Origin of the sequence: Bacillus cereus group sp. BceL220 (assembly GCF_051776965.1) — a bacterium.
Taxonomy (GTDB): domain Bacteria; phylum Bacillota; class Bacilli; order Bacillales; family Bacillaceae_G; genus Bacillus_A; species Bacillus_A cereus.
Window position 1 is genome coordinate 6,369 of sequence record NZ_JBPWBC010000018.1, and the last position, 21,659, is coordinate 28,027.

Here is a 21,659-nt window from a genome sequence, read left to right on the forward strand (position 1 = left end):
AATGGGAGACGTTATTGATATATATGGTTTATCACCTTTGCAAAAAGGAATACTGTTTCATACTTTATACGATCAAGATGATGAACATTCTTTTTCCTATATTGTACAAGTAGGTTTCTTGCTCGGGGGACAATTGGATGTTGCTACTTTTGAAAAAGCTTGGGAATATGTTATTCAACGACATGAGGTTCTGCGCTCAGTATTTGTATGGGAGGAAGTAGAAAAACCTCTACAAGCAGTTTACGAATGTCTTCCTTTTACTATTCATCAAGAGGATTGGAGTACCTATTCGCATAAGGAGAAGGAGAAGAAATTACAACAGTTTTTGACTGCAGATCGTAGGAAAGGATTTTTATTGGATGAAGCACCATTGATGAGAGTCACTGCGATTAAAGAAGCAAAAGAGGAAACGAGAATTATCTGGACACATCATCATATTTCGCTAGATGGATGGAGTGTGTCATTGGTCTTTAGTGAAGTGATGGAAGTTTATCTCAAGATGATAAAGGGAGAATTGTTGAATCTTCCTAAATCTCTTCCTTATAAAAAATATATTCAATGGATAAATAAACAAGATCAAAGTCAAGCAGAGGAATTTTGGAAAGAAGAATTAAAAGGGTTCTATGCACCTACTCCATTAGCAATGGAAAGAAAGGATCAAGGACAAGAGAAGGGTTATGGAGAGTGTGCTTATCAAGTATCTGAGGAACTTACTGAGAGTTTACAAAAGTGGGTACGAAATAGTCGATTAACGTTGAATACGTTAGTACAAGGTGCATGGGCTTATTTGATGAGTAGGTATAGCGGTGACAGTGACGTCGTATTTGGCGTAACTAGCGCTGGACGTCCTACTGATTTAATAGGAGCAGAGAATATGGTGGGGCTATTTATTAACACATTACCTACCAGAATTCGATTAACGGATAATACATCAGTAGTAGATTGGCTTCGTAAAATACAAATGAAAGAAATGGAACGAAGACAGTATGAGTATAATTCGTTGATAGATATTCAAGGCTGGAGTGAGGTTCCGCGAAATTGCTCCTTATTTCATACCTTGTATGTGTTTGAAAATTATCCAATTCAAGGTGAGAGAAATGATGATTTAAGATTACTAGATGTTAAAAGCACGGAACAAACAAATTATCCTTTAACACTCATTGTAATGCCCGGTAAGAAAATTACTTTAAAGTTGATGTATGATCGAAGCTATTTTAATGAAGAAGCAATAAATCGGATTCAGAATCACTTATTGCAAATATTAATTCAGATGACGAAGAGCCTAGATTCAAAACTATTTGAAATTACTCATTTAACAGAAGAAGAACAAATACAGTTACTAGAGGAATGGAATCATACTCAAGTTAATTATTCGGCTGAAGGCATGATTCATACGATGTTTGAGGAGCAAGTAAAAAAAACACCGGAAGCAATCGCGGCTAGTTACGAAAATGAACAAATTACCTATAAAGAGTTGGAGAAGCGTGCAAATCAGTTAGCTCATTATTTACAAAAGCATGGTGTAGGCCCAGAGTCTCTAGTTGGGGTATATTTGGAACGTTCATTACAAATGATGATAGCGTTATTAGGTATTCTAAAATCAGGAGCAGCGTATGTTCCACTTGACCCTACTTATCCAGAGAGTCGACTTCGATATATATTAGAGGATGCTGGAATCGAAGTACTAGTGACGGGGGAGAATTCTAAAAATTTGTTTGTATCTGAAAGTATAGAAACGATTTGTATGAATAAAGATTACACTGCAATTGAAAAAGAAGAAACAACCCCATGTATAAGTGGTGTAACAGGAGAAAATTTAGCGTATGTTATGTATACTTCAGGATCTACAGGGAATCCAAAGGGAGTAATGATTGAGCATCATTCAGTAATTAATTATCTAGAATGGATGCAACATAAATATCCGCTTTCTGAAAAAGATGTGGTCTTGCAGAAAACGCCATTCTCATTTGATGTCTCTGTTTGGGAATTGTTTTGGGGCATTCACGTTGGTGCAAGTGTATCTTTCCTACCTCCAGGTGGAGAAAAAGATCCTTCTATTATAGCTGAAGTGATTAAACAACATCAGGTTACTATAGTTCAATTTGTACCTTCGATGTTATCTGTTTTCTTAGATTACTTCAATCATATTGAATTGAACATGAATTGTTCGTCCGTACGCCATGTATTTTCTGGTGGAGAAGAACTAAGTTCAGGGTTAGTTAGACGTTTTCAACAAAAATGGGATTATAGTGGACAAGTGAAATTAACCAACTTTTATGGGCCAACTGAAGCCACTATTTATGTCAATGCATTTGATATTCAGCCTAATCAAGAATTTGTTTCTATTGGGCAGCCAATACAGAACACGCAATTATATGTATTAGACCAAAATCAACGCTTGCAATCAATAGGAATTGAGGGTGAGTTATATATTGGTGGTGCTGGTTTAGCACGTGGATACTTAAATCGTCCGAATCTTACTGCTGAAAAATTCGTTTCGCATCCATTCCAATTGGGAGAACGACTATATCGAACAGGAGATTCAGTAAGATATCTAACTGATGGAAATATAGAATTTATAGGTAGAATGGACCATCAAGTCAAAATGCGTGGTTTTAGGATTGAATTAGGAGAAATTGAAGCCATTTTAGAAAAATGTTCGTTTATTAAAGAGGCTGTTGTATTAGTTAGAGAAGATCGTCCAGGTGATCAACGATTGGTTGCATATGTAATAAGTGATGGAAATACCCAAGAGTGGAGAGAGTATTTACAAAACCAATTACCGAATCATATGATTCCAGCGCACTTTATAGAGTTAGAACACTTCCCGCTTACTCCGAATGGGAAAATTGATCGAAAGGCCTTGCCAGCACCTGATGAGCAAGCTATTGAAGATTTAAATGTGCTACCCCGGACGCCATCGGAAGAGCTTATTGCCTCGGTTTGGAGTCAAGTGTTAGGAACAGAAAATATTGGTATTCAGGATTCCTTCTTTGAACGTGGTGGGCACTCACTACTTGCTACTCAAATCGTCTCTAGATTGCAAGAACTGTTCCAAATTAAAATTCCATTACGTGAACTTTTCAAGCACGATACAGTGGAAGCATTGGCGAAACGAGTGAATCAGTTACGAAAAGAAGATAAAAAACGAGAGGTTGCTCCTCTTGTACCTATGAAACGAGAAGAAGTTATCCCACTTTCCTATGCGCAGAAACGTCTATGGTTTATTGATCAATTAATGCCAAATAGTGCTATGTACAATATTCATGCAGCGTGTCGCTTAACAGGTAAATGGTCAATTGAAGCATTGGAGGTCGGATGGAATCAATTGTTGGAGCGTCATGAATCATTAAGGACGACAATTCTAGAACAAGAGGGTGAACCTTTTCAACAGGTTCAATCTCATGTGTTCAGACATATTCCTCAAACGAATCTAACAGATCTTTCTTTGGAAGATAGGGAAAGAGAAATGAAACGCCTTATTCAAAACGAGGCGGAGGAACCATTTCATTTTGGACAAGGTCCTCTGATTCGAACACGAATATTGAAAGTGGACAGGGAAGAATGGGTTCTCATTTGTACGATGCATCATATTATTTCAGATGGATGGTCAATGGGAATCTTACTTGAAGAATGGATGGCTTTTTATGAAGGAGCACTAACCGGAAAACCAGTGGAATTGAAGGAGTTATCTATCCAATATGCAGATTTTGTCATGTGGCAGAAGGAATGGCAAAAAGAGGAGAATTTGAATCAGCATCTTCAATATTGGAAGGAAGAATTATCTGGGGAACTACCGGTTTTACAATTACCGATGGATCGTCCTCGACCTGCAGTTCAAACCCATCGTGGTGCAAGTCAGTCCTTAATAGTGGCGAATTCCCTACAGGAAAAGCTCAAAGATTTAAGTTTGCAAGAAGGATGCACTTTATTTATGACATTGATGGCAGCGTATCAAAGCTTCCTTTCTCGTTATACAGGACAGGACGACATTATAGTTGGAAGCCCAATCGCTAATCGAAATGTGAAAGAGATTGAGGGATTAATAGGATTCTTTGCAAACACGTTGGTTTATCGAGCTGATTTCAGTGGAAATCCGACGTTCCAAGAACTATTGTCGCAGGTAAGAAAAAAAGCGCTAAAAGCATACGAGTATCAGGACATCCCATTTGAGAAAGTGGTAGAATCCGTAAAACCTGAACGGAATACAAGTCATTCACCAATATTCCAAACTTTGTTTACTTTACAGAATACGAAACAAGAATTTCTTCAGCTATCTGAAAGACAAATGGAACTCATGGAAAGCCATGCTTCTGTTGCCAAATTTGATTTGAGTTTATTTGCTTCTGAGACGGAAGAAGGATTATCACTAACCTTTGAATATAATACTGATTTGTTTAATGATACAACCATTGAACGTATGGCAAGTCATTTTAAACATTGGTTAAATCAAATTGTCTCTCATCCAAAATGTGTATTATCAGAACTGAATATGTTATCGAAAGTAGAATATAAGCAACTACTAGAGGGATGGAACAAATCGCGTTTTATAGATATGGAAGAAAGTACAATTCATACAATGTTTGAAGAACAGGTGAAAAAAACACCAGAAGCAATTGCAGTAGTGTGCGAAGATGAAGAACTAACATATCGAGAGTTGGACGAACGCTCGAATCAGTTGGCACATTATTTACAAAAAAATGGTGTAACATGCGAATCATTAGTTGGGATTTGCGTTACACGTTCATCTGAGATGATTGTCGGTCTCTTAGGAATTATGAAGGCGGGAGGAGCATATGTCCCAATTGATCCAGCGTATCCGGAAAGTCGACTGCAGTACATTTTAGAAGATGCTCAAATAAAGGTACTGGTGACACAGGAAAAGTTACAACAAAAAATGGTTATACCTAAATTCGTCAACGTGATTTGTATTGATCGTAATCGAGCAGAAATAGAACAAGAAGTAACTACAGTATGTACGAGTGAAGTGACGGGCGATAACTTAGCCTATATTATCTATACTTCAGGTTCCACTGGAAATCCAAAGGGAGTAATGATTGAGCACAGGAATACAGTAACAATGATTCATTGGGCGCATCACACGTATTCTCGAAAGGAATTAGCGGGAGTGTTAGCTTCAACTTCGCTATCTTTTGATTTATCTGTTTTTGAAGTGTTTGTTCCCTTAACGATGGGTGGTAAGGTGATTGTCACTGAAAATGCTCTACATCTAGAGAAGTTGTCTACCAAAGGTGTGACTTTGGTTAATACTGTACCATCGGCAGCGAAGGAACTGGTTCGAGCAAAAACAATCCCTTCTTCGGTAAAGGTGATGAATTTGGCTGGAGAACCATTGCCATATTCGCTTGTTCAAGATTTATACGAGAGAAGTACGATCGAAAAGGTGTACAACCTATATGGACCGTCCGAAGATACTACGTATTCCACGTATATGGAATTAGAAAAGTGTGACATGCATAGGGTACCACAAATTGGTAAACCAATATTCAATACAGAAGTATATGTACTGAGTGCCGAACAAAAAATGGTTCCAATTGGTGTAGTTGGTGAGCTATACATTGGTGGATCAGGGTTAGCGCGTGGATATTTAAACCGCCCTGACTTAACGCAAGATCGTTTTATACCGCATCCGTTTAAAGAAGGAGAGCGAGTATACCGGACGGGAGATTTAGTAAGGTATTTGCCGGATGGAAATTTGGAGTATGTTGGACGAATCGATCATCAAGTAAAAATTCGTGGGTTCCGGATTGAACTAGGAGAAATTGAAGCGACATTACAAAGGCATACATTAGTTAACGAAGCTATTGTGATGGTGCGGGAAGATTATCCTGGCGATCTGCGTTTGATCGCCTATGTTGTAGGAGGCGGGGATGCTCAAAAGTGGCGTGATTATCTCAAGGATCAACTACCAAATTATATGATCCCAGCCTATTTTGTTGGATTAAATGCATTTCCACTCACTCCTAATGGGAAAATTGATAGGAAGGCCTTACCAGCACCAGAGAGACAGGAGATAGCAAGTGGTTATATTGCTCCTCGTACGTCTACGGAAAAAACAATCGTTTCGATATGGCATGAAGTTTTAGGTATGGAAAACATCGGAATTCAAGATTCGTTTTTTGAAATTGGTGGCCATTCACTACTCGCTACGCAAGCTGTTTCCAATCTTAAAGAGGCTTTTGGAATCGAGATACCATTGCATGATTTATTTATGTTTCATACGGTGCAGCAATTGGCAGAACAGATTGATCAATTGCTTGATAACAAAAATCAAGAAATGCAGAATGATAGTAAGGAGAATGTTAGTCTTCAAGACTATGTTCAAAAAGAAGCAGAAGTGAGTAATGATGAAGAATTACTGGAACTACTTAAGCAATTAGAGGAGCTATCAGAGGAAGAAGCACAAGGGATATTCGAGAGTAATTTGATTGAGGAAGGGGTAAAAAAATGAGAAGTGATTTACTTGCAAAGCTGAGTTCACTTTCTCCTGAGAAGAGAGCATGGCTTCAGAAGCAAATGCAAAAAAAGGTGAATAAAGAAGCACTCCCGTTGTCTTATGCACAACAACGTTTGTGGTTTATGGACAGATTTAACCCAAACAGTTCTTTATATAATATTCCAACAGTATGGCATCTAAAAGGAAATTGGATACCTGAAGCATTAGAAAAGGGATTCAATCGACTCATTGAACGCCATGAATCATTACGAACTGTTTTTAAAGAAGTAGGAGAACAACCTGTGCAACAAATTGTCGAATTCCTTCCTAGAGCATTACCTGTAAGAGATTACTCTCAACTTCCTCTAGAAGTAAAAGAAAAAGAGGTAGATAGTTTAATTGCGAGAGAAGCGCAAGAACCATTTGATTTAATGAATGGTCCTTTAATTCGTAATCAGCTTGTTCAATTAGAGAAGGATGAATGGTTATTACAGTGTACGATGCATCATATTATTTCTGATGCTTGGTCCATTGGTATATTCATGAATGAATTACTTGCTTTCTATGAAGAAGAAACGGGCGGAAATCCTGCTAAATTAAGTTCACTATCCATTCAATATGCAGACTTTGCGAAGTGGCAAAAGGAGTGGTTGCAAGGTGATGTGCTAAATCGTCAGCTTACGTATTGGCAGGAAGAATTGTCTGGTGAACTTCCTATCTTACAACTGCCAGTGGATCGACCTCGACCGGTTAAGCAGACTTACTCTGGGGCTACGCATCATGTAATTTTTCCTTATAAATTGCTCAGTCAATTGAAGGATATAAGTCGACAAGAAGGATCTACTTTATTTATGACTTTAATGGCCGCATACCAGAGCTTTCTTGCTCGTTATACGGGACAAAAAGATATCCTAGTTGGTAGTCCGATTGCAAATCGGAACCATAAGGGAGTAGAAGGATTAATTGGTTTCTTTGTTAATACGTTGGTTTACCGATCAGATTTGAGTGGCACCCCTACTTTTCGAGAGATTTTGAACCAAACAAAGAAAAAGGCGTTAAAAGCTTACGAATATCAAGATATACCATTTGAAAAAGTGGTAGAAGCTGTGCAACCTGAACGAAGCATGAGTCATTCCCCTATATTTCAGACCATGTTTACGCTACAGAATATAAAACAAGAACGACTAGATTTGCCTGATAGAAGTATTGAAATGGTAGAAAGTAATATGTCTATTGCTAAATTTGATTTGAGCTTAACTGCCTATGAAGTGGAAGAAGGTCTATTCGTCTCATTTGAATACAACACGGATTTATTTGATAGTAGTACCATTGCACGTATGGCAGGACATTTTGAGAACTGGCTAAATGAAATCACGTATCATCCAGATGAATCATATACAAAGCTGTCAATGTTATCGGATACTGAGCAAAAACAACTCCTAGAAGAATGGAATGATACGGACGTAGTTTATGGGCATGATTGTATGATTCATGAGCTATTTGAGCAGCAAGTTGCACGTACACCTAATGCAGTGGCGGTAGTTTATGAGGGTGGAAAGCTAACGTATCAAGAACTGAATGAAAAATCGAATCAATTGGCACATTTTCTACAAAAACGAGGTATCGGACCTGAATCATTAGTCGGTATATGTATTGAACGTTCTCCTGATATGATTATTGGTCTCTTTGGGATTTTGAAAGCAGGTGGGGCTTATGTCCCACTGGACCCAAGTTATCCCGAAAACCGCCTGAGATACATTTTGGAGAATTCACAAATTCAAGTGCTGTTAACAAAAGAGGCACTACAGGACTGGTTACCTAAAGATATTCAAGCAATTTGTTTAGACCGGGATCAAGTAATGATTTCTAAAGAGAGTAATTTAGCTCCGGTGAGTGGAGTAACAGCAAATAACTTAGCCTATATTATATACACTTCGGGTTCGACGGGAAATCCAAAGGGGGTAATGATTGAACATCATTCTGTTATCAATCGCCTACAGTGGATGCAGAAAAAATACCCATTGTCTGAGGAGGATACAATCCTACAAAAGACACCGTTTTCGTTTGATGTTTCTTTCTGGGAATTATTTTGGTGGTCATTTGTAGGAGCACGTGTTTGTTTACTTCCACCAGGAGGAGAGAAAGATCCTGCGGTGATTGAGGAGTATATTGAACGATATCGTGTGTCCACCATGCACTTTGTTCCGTCGATGTTATCTACTTTCTTAGATTATATGGAACTATATAATTCGAAAAGGGATGTATCGTCTTTAATTCAAGTTTTTACTAGTGGAGAAGCGTTAAACACTGAGCAGGTTCGCCGGTTTAAGGGGATCCTTTACAATGCTCAGCAAACAAAGTTAATTAACTTGTATGGTCCAACTGAAGCAACTGTGGATGTGACTTATTACGATTGTGATTTAGAAAAAGAACCAATGCTTATTCCAATTGGTCGTCCGATTGATAATACAGAGTTGTATGTGTTAGATCAATATCAACAAGTGGTCCCGATTGGTGTGGCAGGGGAACTTTACCTTGGAGGAGTAGGATTAGCACGTGGCTACTTCAATCGACCGGATTTAACTACTGAACGTTTTATTCCGCATCCCTTTAAGGACGGGGAACGATTATATCGAACGGGTGACTTGGTGAGATATATGAATGATCGTAACTTAGAATATATTGGAAGAATAGATAACCAAGTTAAAATTAGAGGATTCCGAATTGAATTGGGAGAAATTGAAGCAGCTTTACATGATCACTCATCTGTAAAAGAGGCAGTCGTGTTGGTGAAGGAAGATCGACCAGGAGATAAGCAGTTAATAGCTTATGTAGTGGGTGAAGGCGATACTGGGGAGTGGCGTGAATATCTCAAGAAGCAACTGCCACATTATATGGTTCCGGCATACTTTTTCAAAATTGAAGGTATGCCACTCACTCCAAATGGTAAGGTGAATCGGAAAGCCTTACTGGAATTAGAAGAACAGTTCATAAGTGAAGATATTACTTCATCACGAACACCAGTGGAGGAGCTTATCGTTTCCGTTTGGAGCCAAGTGTTAGGAATAAAAAATATTAATGTTCAGGATTCCTTTTTTGAAATCGGTGGTCATTCACTACTAGCTACTCAAGTAGTTTCACGTTTACAGGGAATTTTTCAAATCGAATTACCAGTACGTGAACTATTTGAATATACAACGGTGGAGTCACTGGCAAAGCGATTAGATCAGTTACGTAAAGGAGATAAAAAACGAGAGATTCCGCCGCTAATACCAATGAAACGAGGAGAAGCTATCCCACTATCTTATGCCCAACAACGCTTATGGTTCATTGATCAATTTACACCTAATAGTGCCCTTTACAATATGCCAATGGTATGCCGCCTTACAGGGAATTGGCTACTTGAAGCATTGGAAACGGGATGGAATCAACTAATAGAACGTCATGAATCACTGCGGACGGTCTTTCACGAAGTGAACGGTCAACCCGTACAGCAAATTGAACCGTATGCTTTTCAATCAATTCCGAAAACGGATTTAACTATGCTTTCTTCTGAAGATCAAGAAGAAGAAGTTAAACGTTTAATTCAACAAGAAACAGAAGTGCCATTTGATTTAACAGAGGGTCCATTAATCAGGACAAGTATTTTGCGCGTGGGAGAGGAAGAATGGGTACTCCTTTGTACTCTACATCATATCATTTCAGATGGATGGTCAATGGGAATCCTACTTGAAGAATGGATGGCATTTTATGAGAAAGAAACGGATGGAAAGGTAGCGGAACTTGAACCATTACCGGTTCAATATGCCGACTTTGCTCAGTGGCAAAAAGGATGGCTAAAGGAGGAGGTGCTTAATCAACAACTCCAATATTGGAGGGAAGAATTGTCTGGGGAGCTTCCTGTACTCCAACTTCCTATGGATCGCCCGCGTCCCGCAATACAAACTCATCACGGGTCGACATACACTCTGGTTCTGTCAAGCACGCTACATGATAAATTGAATGAACTTAGTCGAAAAGAAGGGGCTACACTCTTCATGACGCTTTTAGCTGCATATCAAAGTTTTCTATCTCGTTATACGGGACAAGAAGATATCCTGGTCGGAAGCCCAATTGCGAATCGGAATTATAGAGAAATTGAAGGACTAATTGGTTTCTTCGTTAACACGCTGGTTTATCGAGCTAATTTGAGTGGTAGACCGACATTTCAAGATGTACTATATCAGGTTCGTCAAAAGGCATTGAAGGCGTATGAATATCAAGATATTCCATTTGAAAAAATTGTAGAAGTTGTGCAACCGGAACGAAGTACAAGTCATTCGCCAATCTTCCAGACTATGTTCATCTTGCAAAATATGAAACAAGAGTTTCCGATGTTATCTAGTAGAAGTATTGAAATGATAGAAAGCCATAGTCCAATTGCAAAGTTTGATTTAAGTGTAATGGCAGCTGAGACGGAAGAGGGATTACTTTTTACTTTTGAGTATAATAAGGATTTATTCAATGCTACTACTATTGAACGGATGGCAGGACACTTTGAGAAATGGCTACATGAAGTTTCTCATCGCCCACAAAATCCGTTGCATGACCTAAGCATGCTATCAGAACCCGAGCGTACTTTGTTATTAGAAACATGGAATGACACTGTAATGGAAATGTCTCATCAGGGTCTTATTTGCGACAGATTTGAGGAGCAAGTAGCAAGGCGTCCGGATGCGATTGCGGTAGTTGATCAAACAAAACAGTGGACTTATGGTGAACTGGATACACAAGCAAATCAGTTGGCAAATGTTTTACGGCGAAAGGGAGTAGCCCCAGAGTCAGTGGTAGGAGTTTATCTTCCGAGGTCAGCTGAGCTAATGGCAAGTTTACTAGGCATTTTAAAAGCTGGTGGAGCTTATGTTGTTTTAGATCCGTTGTATCCAAAATCAAGGTTAGAATACATGATTGAAGATGCAGGAATTCAATTTGTAGTGACGGCGGAAGGACAAGAAGGACATTTCGCACACGTCGAAATGGTGAGGTTAGAAGAACTAACAGTGGAAAGCGTAATCGCACCTACACGTCAAATAAATCCAGAGAACTTAGCCTATATTGTTTATACCTCTGGTTCTACAGGAAAACCGAAGGGTGTCATGGTTGAAAATCGCTCATTAATGAATATGGTTTCTTGGCATCAAGAAGTTTATCATATTTCAGCAGAGGATCGTGCGACTCAGATTGCAGGGGTTGCTTTTGATTCGGCTGTCCAGGAGATTTGGCCGTATCTAACTGCTGGCGCAGCACTCTACTTGTCAACAGAGGAACTGAGAATTAATCCAGAAGCACTAAGGGACTGGCTCATTGATTCACGAATAACAGCTAGTTTTGCACCTACGCCTATTCTGGAAAGACTCTTGAAATTATCTTGGCCAGATAAAACGGATCTTCGTTTTATCATTACTGGTGGGGATCAATTAACGCAGTATCCATCTAGCGATATTCCTTTTGCGGTAATTAATCAGTATGGTCCATCGGAAAATACCGTTGTTACCACAGATTGTTACGTACCTGTAGGGGTGACAACAGGTACGCCATCGATTGGTCGACCGATTGCGAATACAGAAGTTTATGTGTTAGATTCTCATCTTCAGCTAGTACCAATTGGTGTAATTGGAGATCTCTATATTGGAGGGAAGAGTCTTGCACGTGGATATGCTAATCGTCCGGATCTTACAAAGGAAAAATTTATTCCACATCCTTTCAAGTCAGGAGAACGTCTCTATTATACAGGAGACAAAGCAAGTTATCTTTCTGATGGTAATCTCCAGTTCCATGGACGTATAGATGACCAAGTGAAAATTCGTGGTTTCCGGATTGAATTGGGAGAAATAGAAGCTGTTTTGCAGGCGCATTCTTCTGTGAAAGAAGCTGTTGTATTGGCGCGAGAGGATAATCAAGGTGATAAGAGATTAGTAGCTTATGTAGTTGGTGAAGGAAGTGTCCATGAATGGCGAGAACACCTACAAACACATTTACCTAATTACATGGTTCCAACAAACTTTATTGAGATGGAATTTTTACCACTTACACCGAATGGAAAGCTTGATTTGAAGGCATTGCCTATACTTAGTGAACAATCCGCTGAAAATACTGTATACCCAAGAACTCCGCTGGAAGAACTTATTGCTTCAGTGTGGAGTCAAGTGCTAGGAATAAGAGACATTGATGTTCAGGATTCTTTCTTTGAGCTCGGTGGTCACTCTCTACTTGCTACACAAGTGGTCTCACGCTTACAGGAAGTCTTTCAAATCAAATTGCCAGTACGTGAACTGTTCGAATATTCAACGGTCGAGGCATTATCGAAACGAATAGATCAGTTACGTAAGGGGAGCGAAAAACGAGAAATTCCACCATTGATGCCGATGGAACGAGGGGGAAATATTCCACTGTCTTATGCCCAACAGCGCTTATGGTTTATTGATCAATTTGCACCTAATAGTGCACTTTATAATATGCCAATGGCATGCCGTCTTACAGGGAATTGGTTACCTGAGGCATTGGAGTTGGGATGGAATCAGTTGATAGAGCGTCATGAATCTTTGCGGACTGTATTTTATGAAGAGGATGGCCATCCTATGCAGCGGATTCAACCGTACGTTTTCCGTCCGCTTCTGCAAATGGACTTAACTAAGCTTTCATTAGAGGAGCGAGAAAGAAAGTTGGAGCAATGGATTCAAACTGAAGTCGAATCTCCATTTGATTTAGAAAAAGGGCCATTGTTCCGTGGGAAACTCATAAGAATTTCAGAAGAAGAATGGGTTCTTCTATGTAATATGCATCATATTATCTCAGATGGATGGTCGATGGAAATCTTGCTTCAAGAATGGATGGCATTTTATGAGAATGCGATTGGTGAAAAACAAGCAGAGCTGGAACCACTACCAGTTCAATATGCCGATTTTGCTCAGTGGCAAAGAGAATGGTTGAAAGATGAAGTACTATATCAACAACTTGCGTATTGGAAGGAAGAATTATCCGGTGAGTTACCAGTCTTAATGTTGCCAATGGATCGTCCGCGTCCGCCAGTGCAAACCCACCATGGATTAACTCATAATGTTTTGTTATCGCGCTCATTACTGGATAAATTAAACGAACTAAGTCGTCAAGAAGGGGCCACACTTTTCATGACCTTATTGGCATCGTATCAAAGTTTCCTTGCTCGTTATACGGGACAAACGGATATTATTGTTGGCAGCCCAATTGCAAATCGAAATTATCGAGAAATTGAAGGGCTGATTGGTTTCTTTGTCAATACATTGGTTTATCGAGCTGATTTAAGTAATGCACCGGCATTTCAAGAGTTGTTGTCTCAAGTGAGGATAAAAGCATTGAAGGCGTATGAGTATCAAGATGTTCCGTTTGAGAAAATTGTAGAGGTTATCCAACCTGAACGAAATACAAGCCATTCTCCGATTTTCCAAACCATGTTTACTTTGCAAAATACGGGACAGAAGCTACCAGAACTACATGGAAGAAATATAGAAGTAATAGAAAGTAATGCTCCTATCGCTAAGTTTGATTTAAGTTTAACTGCTGCAGAAGTGGAAGAGGGTTTATTACTTACTTTTGTTTATAGAACTGATTTATTTGACAGCTTAACTATTGAATCCATGGCTGAACACTTTGGGAACTGGTTGAATGTAATCGTGGAGAATCCTGATAAATCATTAGCTAAGTTGCCTATATTGTCAGGATTACAGCAAAAACAGTTGGAGGAGTGGAATAATGATGCTGTAGCATATCCACAGGAAAGTACGATTCATCAGCTGTTTAAAGAGCAAGTAAATCGTACACCTGATGCGGTAGCAGTGGTAGATGAAAAACAGAAGTTAACGTATCGAGAGCTGAATGAAAAAGCTAATCAATTGGCCCACTATCTTCAGCAATGCGGGATTGGGAATGAATCATTGGTTGGACTTTGCTTTGAGCGTTCAGTTGAGATGATTGTTAGTATTATGGGGATTTGGAAGGCTGGAGCAGCCTATGTTCCATTAGACCCATCATATCCAGAAAGTCGTCTACGATATATTTTGGAGGACACTGGAATTCAAGTATTAGTTACGAACGAGTCATTGGAAGACTGGATACCTAAAGAAATCAAGATAGTTTGTCTAGATAGGGATCAAGCAATGATTTCACAAGAAAGCATTCTTTCACCAAAATGTGAAGTAACAGGAGAAAACTTAGCGTATGTTATCTATACTTCAGGATCAACGGGGAATCCAAAGGGTGTCTTGATACAGCATCATTCTGTACTAAACTTGTCGCATGGTTTACAAAAAGAGGTTTTCGAACATGAGATACCATCTAACATGCATGTCGGTTTAAATGCGTCAATTGCCTTTGATGCATCTATCCAGCAATTACAAATGCTGCTTTATGGTTCAAGTTTGTATATTATTCCGAATGAAGTACGAAGTGATCCGGAGCAGTTTGTAGCTTATATTAGGGAGAACAAGTTAGAAATCTTTGATATAACACCTTCATTGCTTCAATTACTTATAGATGCCGGATTGTTAGAAACGTGCGATGGCGTTCATGTTCCAAGTAAGGTACTGGTTGGTGGTGAAGCAATTATTCCGTCATTATGGGAACAGCTAGTAGAGACTGATAAAATACAGTTTTATAATGTATATGGTCCTACAGAATGTACGGTTGATGCAACATGCTATCATATCAAAAAAGATAGTAAGAGAGTAACAATTGGGCGTCCATTGCCTAACGTCCAAACTTATGTATTAGATAGTAATAGGTTGCCAGTTCCAGTTGGTGTGATGGGGGAACTTTATATCGGAGGAGTAGGTCTAGCAAAGGGGTACTTGAATCGTCCAGAGTTAACATCCGAACGATTTATTTCTCATCCATTCAAAGAAGGCGAGAGGTTATATAGAACAGGTGATCTTGTGAGATATCTTCCTGATGGTAATATAGACTACTTAGGAAGAATGGATAATCAAGTGAAGATTAGAGGATTTCGAATCGAACTTGGGGAGATTGAGTCGACTTTACAAGAGCATGACTTGGTAAAAGAGGTAGTTGTAATAGTTAGGGAAAATCAGTCGGGAGATAAGAGGTTAGTAGCTTATGTAGTGGGCGAAGGTAGTGTAGAAGAATGGCGAGAGTATCTTAAAACAAAACTGCCAATCCATATGATACCTTCCTACTTTGTCGAAATGAAAGAATTACCGCTAACCATAAATGGAAAGGTTGATCGGAAATCGTTACCTATACCAGATTATCAAGGAATACAAGAAGGCTACGCGGCCCCAAGAAATGAACGTGAACATAAGCTTTCTATCATTTGGGAACGTGTGCTAGGTTCAAAACGTATTGGTATTTATGATAACTTTTTTGAAATTGGTGGAGATTCAATTCTTAGCATTCAGATTGTCTCTCGCGCAAAGCAAGCTGGTTTACAGTTGACACCAAAACAACTATTTGAACACCAAACGATTGCTGAGTTAGCGCAAGTAGTCAAAGAAGAACAAGGTGTACAAGCTGAACAAGGAATTATAACTGGAGAGACGATACTTACACCTATTCAGCAAAGGTTTTTTGCACAAAATCATCCTAATCCACATCATTGGAATCAATCCATGTTCTTTAGAACGAAAGAAAAATTGGACATAGGATCACTGGAAAAGGCAGCGCGTAACCTTCTACTTCATCATGATGCCCTGCGTTTAAGATATGAACGTTTACCTAATGGGACTTGGGAACAGTGGAATGAAGGAATTGAAGAACAATTGATGCTGACTGTCATTTCATTAGACGAAGTGCCGGAAGCGGATTGGCATGAAGTTATTCAAAAAGAGATTAATGTTGCACAAGAAAGATTGAATTTACATGATGGTCCTTTAATGAGAATGGTGTATTTTGATGAAGGTGAGGAGACTGGTCGATTATTTTGGACAATTCATCACTTAGCCGTGGATGGTGTTTCTTGGCGAATTTTATTGGAAGATTTGCAAACAGCATATACGCAAGCGGTCCAAGGGCAAAAAATTCAATTACCTATGAAGAGTACATCTTTTAAAGAATGGTCGGAGAAATTACAACATTACGCTCAAACTGGAATATCAAAAGAAGTGCTACATTACTGGGAGCAGCAGGTTGAACAAGACGTAGTTATACTGCCAGTAGATGGTACTATAAGTAATCCAGTAAGCGCAGTAACTGAGGAAATTACTGTGGTGTTAAACGAGAATGAGACCCGTATGTTATTGCAAGAGACTTTAAGCACTCACCGTGTCCAAATCAATGAAGTATTATTAGCAGCATTGGTACAAGCTACAGCAGCATGTACGGGGCAGCCGATATTAAGCGTAGATTTAGAGGGACATGGTCGAGAAGAGATTATTGAAGATGTTGATTTATCGAGAACCGTGGGATGGTTTACAAGTATTTACCCAGTTCATTTAAATATTACTAATGCTAATACGCCAATTGCAGCATTAAAAGCAGTTAAAGAACAAGTTCGCAAAATTCCTAATAAGGGTGTTGATTATGGGGTGTTGCGTTACATGAACACAACAATGTGTGAGCCATTAAGCTCCCAATATACACCGTCTATTAGTTTTAACTATCTTGGACAATTTGACCAAATGTTTTCTAGCGATGCAATGTTTATTCCAGAGAACGAATTTAAGCGTTTAGATCATGCTGCCGGTTCCAAGCGATCGCATGTAATTGATGTAATTGGGGTTGTAACGGATGGAAAACTTCAGTTCACTTGGGTATACAATGTTGGACAATTTGCCAAATCAACGATTCAAAGTATTGCACAGAATATGCTATATCAACTGAGTAGATTGATTCAATCTTCAGATAGAGAATCTGCACTGACCATTTCGGATTTTGCAATGGCTAATCTTAGCCAAGAAGGTTTGACAAATGTACTAAATAAAATGCATCGTGGAAAGAACAATCAGATTACTGATTTATATCCACTATCACCTTTGCAAGAAGGTATGATCTTCCACACATTGCATGATCAAGGGGATGAACATGTTGCACCGTATATAGTGCAATTGAGTTTTATGATTCAAGGGGAAATGGATATTCCTACTTTTGAGCAGGCGTGGAAATCTGTAATTCAGCGGCATGAAATTTTTCGTACAGCATTTGTTTGGGACGAAATTGAAGAGCCTGTACAAGTGGTGTATGAAAATATCCCATTTAAAGTGAACAAAGAAGACTGGAGTACAATGACAAGTGAAGAGATAGAAGAAAAAAGAAAAGTCTTTTTGGAATTAGATCGAAAACAAGCCTTCCAATTTGATAAAGCACCATTGATGCGGGTAACAGTCATTCAAGAAGGTGAGGAAGAATATCGGATTGTTTGGACACATCACCATATTTTACTGGATGGATGGAGTTTACCATTGGTCTTTAATGAATTACTTACAGTCTATCAGAAGAGAATGAATGGAGAAGCTGTAAAGTTACCTAAATCCTCACCATATAAGAAATATATCCAATGGCTCAGAGAACAAGATAAGGAGCAGGCGGAACAATTTTGGAGAGAGAAGCTAAAAGGTTTTACTGCACCAACTTTACTGGGCTTAGAAAGTAAAGAGGAAGAAAAAGGTTACACAGAGAAGGTTACGTATTTATCAGAAGAGCAGACTCAAGAGTTACAAGGATGGGCGAAACGAAATAAACTTACTTTAAGTACAGTAATTCAAGGTGCATGGGCATATCTCATGAGCCGATATAGTGGAGAAAATGACATTGTCTTTGGTGTAACAAGCTCAGGGCGTTCTACGGAGATTATTGGTGTTGAAAACATCGTAGGTCCTTTCATTACAACGTCACCGACGCGAATTCAATTGATTGATGATATAAAAGTAATAGATTGGTTGCAGAAGTTACAAGAGGAAGAGTTAGAAAGAAGACAATATGAGTATGCTTCTTTGACAGAGATTCAGGGGTGGAGTGAGGTTCCTAGAGGTACACCGCTGTTCAATTGTTTATATGTGTTTGAAAATTATCCAGTGAAAGAAGAATCTTCAGAAAATCTGGAAATTGGTGAATTGAAAGGGGAAGAACAAACCCACTACCCATTAGGATTGGCTGTAGTTCCAGGAATCCAGTTATCGTTAAAGTTAATGTATGACCGTAGTAAGTTTAATAGATTAACCATTGAACGAATGCTGGGTCATTTACACAAAGTGTTAATGCAAATGCTCAAAAACATTGATCAAAATCTATCGGAGCTAGTATATATTACGGAGGCTGAACAAAGAAAGCTATTGGAAGAATGGAATAATAATGCTATATCCTATCCACGTGAGAATGTAATTCATCAACTATTCGAAGAGCAAGTAAATCGTACACCTGACGCGGTGGCAGTGGTAGATGAAAAACAGCAACTAACGTATCGAGAGCTGAATGAAAGAGCTAATCAATTAGCCCATCATTTACAGAAATGTGGAATTGGGACAGAGTCATTAGTTGGCCTCTGCTTTGATCGATCAGTTGAGATGATTGTTGGTCTCATGGGAATTTGGAAGGCTGGAGCAGCCTATGTTCCATTGGATCCATCGAATCCAGAAAGCCGCCTGCAATATATTTTACAAGACACGGGAATTAAAGTGTTAGTTACAAATGAGGTATTACTAGGATGGATACCTAAAGACATCAAGACAGTTTGCCTAGATAGGGACCAAGCAATGCTTTCTCAAGAAAGCAAACTTTCACCAATTTGTGAGGTAACAGGGGAAAACTTAGCGTATGTTATCTATACTTCTGGTTCGACAGGGAATCCAAAGGGGGCTTTAGTACAGCACCATTCTGTAATAAACCTATCCTATGGTTTACAAAAAGAAGTTTTCTCACATGACATACCTAGTAATATGCGCGTCGGTTTGAATGCGTCAATTGCCTTTGATGTATCTATTCAGCAATTACAAATGTTGCTTTATGGTTCAAGTTTATATATTATCCCAAGTGAAGTTCGCACTAATCCGGAACAATTTGTGTCCTATATTAGGGAGAATAAATTGGAAATGTTTGATATGACACCTTCATTACTTCAATTACTTATAGATGGAGGATTGCTAGAAATAAGTGCTGATGTTCATGTACCAAGTAAGATATTAGTCGGTGGTGAAGCAATCATGCCGTCATTATGGGAACAGCTAGTAGAGACCGAAAAAATTGATTTTTATAACGTATACGGTCCTACAGAATGTACGGTTGATGCAACGTGTTATCATATCAAAAAAGATAGTAAGAGAGTAACAATTGGACGTCCGTTGCCGAACGTTCAAACTTATGTATTGGATAAAAATTTGTTACCTGTTCCAGTTGGTGTAACAGGTGAGCTATATATTGGGGGTGCAGGTATAGCGAGAGGATACTTGAATCGCCCAGAATTAACAGCAGAGCGATTTATCCGTCATCCATTTAATGAAGAAGAACGTTTATATCGTACGGGAGATTTGGTTCGTTATTTACCTGATGGTAATTTAGATTACTTGAGAAGAATTGATAATCAAGTGAAAATTAGGGGCTTTCGTATTGAACTTGAAGAGATTGAAGCGAGTATAGAGAGGCATCCATTGGTAAAAGAAGCAGTAGTTTTGGTAACAGAGGATAAATTAGGAGAGCAGAGATTGGTTGCTTATGTAGTTGGAGATGGTAGTATGCATGAGTGGCGTGAATATCTCAAGACACAAGTACCAAATTATATGGTTCCCGCTCACTTTATTAAGGTAGACGAGATTCCTCTTACAACAAATGGAAAAGTTGATCGAAAGGCATTGAACAATTTAACTATTCATAGAGAAAATAACTTCTCTACACCAATCATTCCAAGGGATGAAATTGAATATCAGTTGATTGAAATCTGGCAGGATGTGTTACAGATAGAAGATGTCTATGTAAATGATGATTTCTTTAATAGAGGAGGACACTCTCTCCTTGTAATTAAATTAGTTTCAAAAATTAAGGAGAAGTTTGGAAAAGAGATTAAGGTGTCTACATTGATTAAGAATCCAACAGTGGAAGGAATCGCATGCCTTATTCGTGATAAGCATGATATGACGAAATCAGTAGTAGCGCTAGTTCCACTACAAGAATCAGAGAAAAGACCTTTCTTCTGCGTTCATCCGTTTATGGGGAATGTATTCTGTTACATTCAACTAGCAAGATTACTTAAGAACCATTGTTCATTTTATGGTTTACAGAATCCTCTTATAGAAAAGAAAGAAATTGACGAGTTGACCTTGCCGGAAGTAATTCAATTTTACATCGAAGAAATAAAAAGTGTTCAGCCAGAAGGTCCATATCGTCTTGGAGGATGGTCTTTAGGCGGTGCAATTGCTTATAAAGTCGCAACTGTACTAAGGAGTCAAGGTGAGGAAGTTGAGTTGTTGGTACTAATGGATACAAAAGTACCATCAGAGCAGGATTATAAAACAAGAGAAGAAATGCTCTCATATATATATGAACATTTCATTCCTAGAGATTTTACTGAGCAGGAAGAAGGCCTCATCCATAAACAAGATATGCTTGTGGAGCGATTAATTATGGAAGGAGTACTCCCGCCAGATGCAGATCTTATGAATTTAAAGCAAGTTATCAATGCTCATAGGAAATGCCTGAACTTAATGGCAGAGAATGATTTGATACCATACTTTGGAAAAGTTATCTACGTTAGTGCTGAGGAAGGAAAAGAGTTGTTTACAGATTGGGGACCTTTATTAAAAGGAAGAGTAAATATGTATTCTGTTTCTGGATCACATGAAGAGATAGTGGATTCACCTGCAGTTGAAAAAATAGCTATTTATGTACTAAATGAATTTGAAGGAATAAAAGAAACATCCCTTTCATTAACGGAAAAGTAGAGAGCACAAAAGATGTAACGCTTATGAATGAAAAGGGCAGCCCAATAACTGCAAACAAGTGTAGGCAATGATGAATATATCAAGAGCATTATTTTTTAAGGGGATAGTGCAAAAATTACTTGATAGATACATATAAACCTATATGAGTTGCTCAAAGTATGATGTAAATGCTCTGAATTCTTTGTAATAGAAGAGAATACCTTGATGATATAACTGAGGAAAGGTGTATATTTTCATTGATATGTAAATATGCACCTTTCCTATTGTATATGAAAGTTAATAAAGTTAATTTGAATTTCTGTAACGTA

General features: G+C 38.6%; 2 protein-coding genes. Both read left to right on the forward strand.

Annotated features, from left to right (window positions below; all coding sequences use genetic code 11):
- Position 1: 1 nt before the first annotated feature.
- Positions 2 to 6,472: a non-ribosomal peptide synthetase gene (locus ACS2FK_RS26885; protein ID WP_063547298.1), complete on the forward strand. Its 6,471-nt coding sequence runs from the start codon at positions 2 to 4 to the stop codon at positions 6,470 to 6,472.
- A complete protein-coding gene (locus ACS2FK_RS26890; protein ID WP_063547299.1) occupies positions 6,469 to 21,351 on the forward strand; it encodes a non-ribosomal peptide synthetase in 14,883 nt (4,960 codons plus the stop codon). The genes ACS2FK_RS26885 and ACS2FK_RS26890 overlap by 4 nt, the downstream gene beginning before the upstream one ends.
- Positions 21,352 to 21,659: the final 308 nt, after the last annotated feature.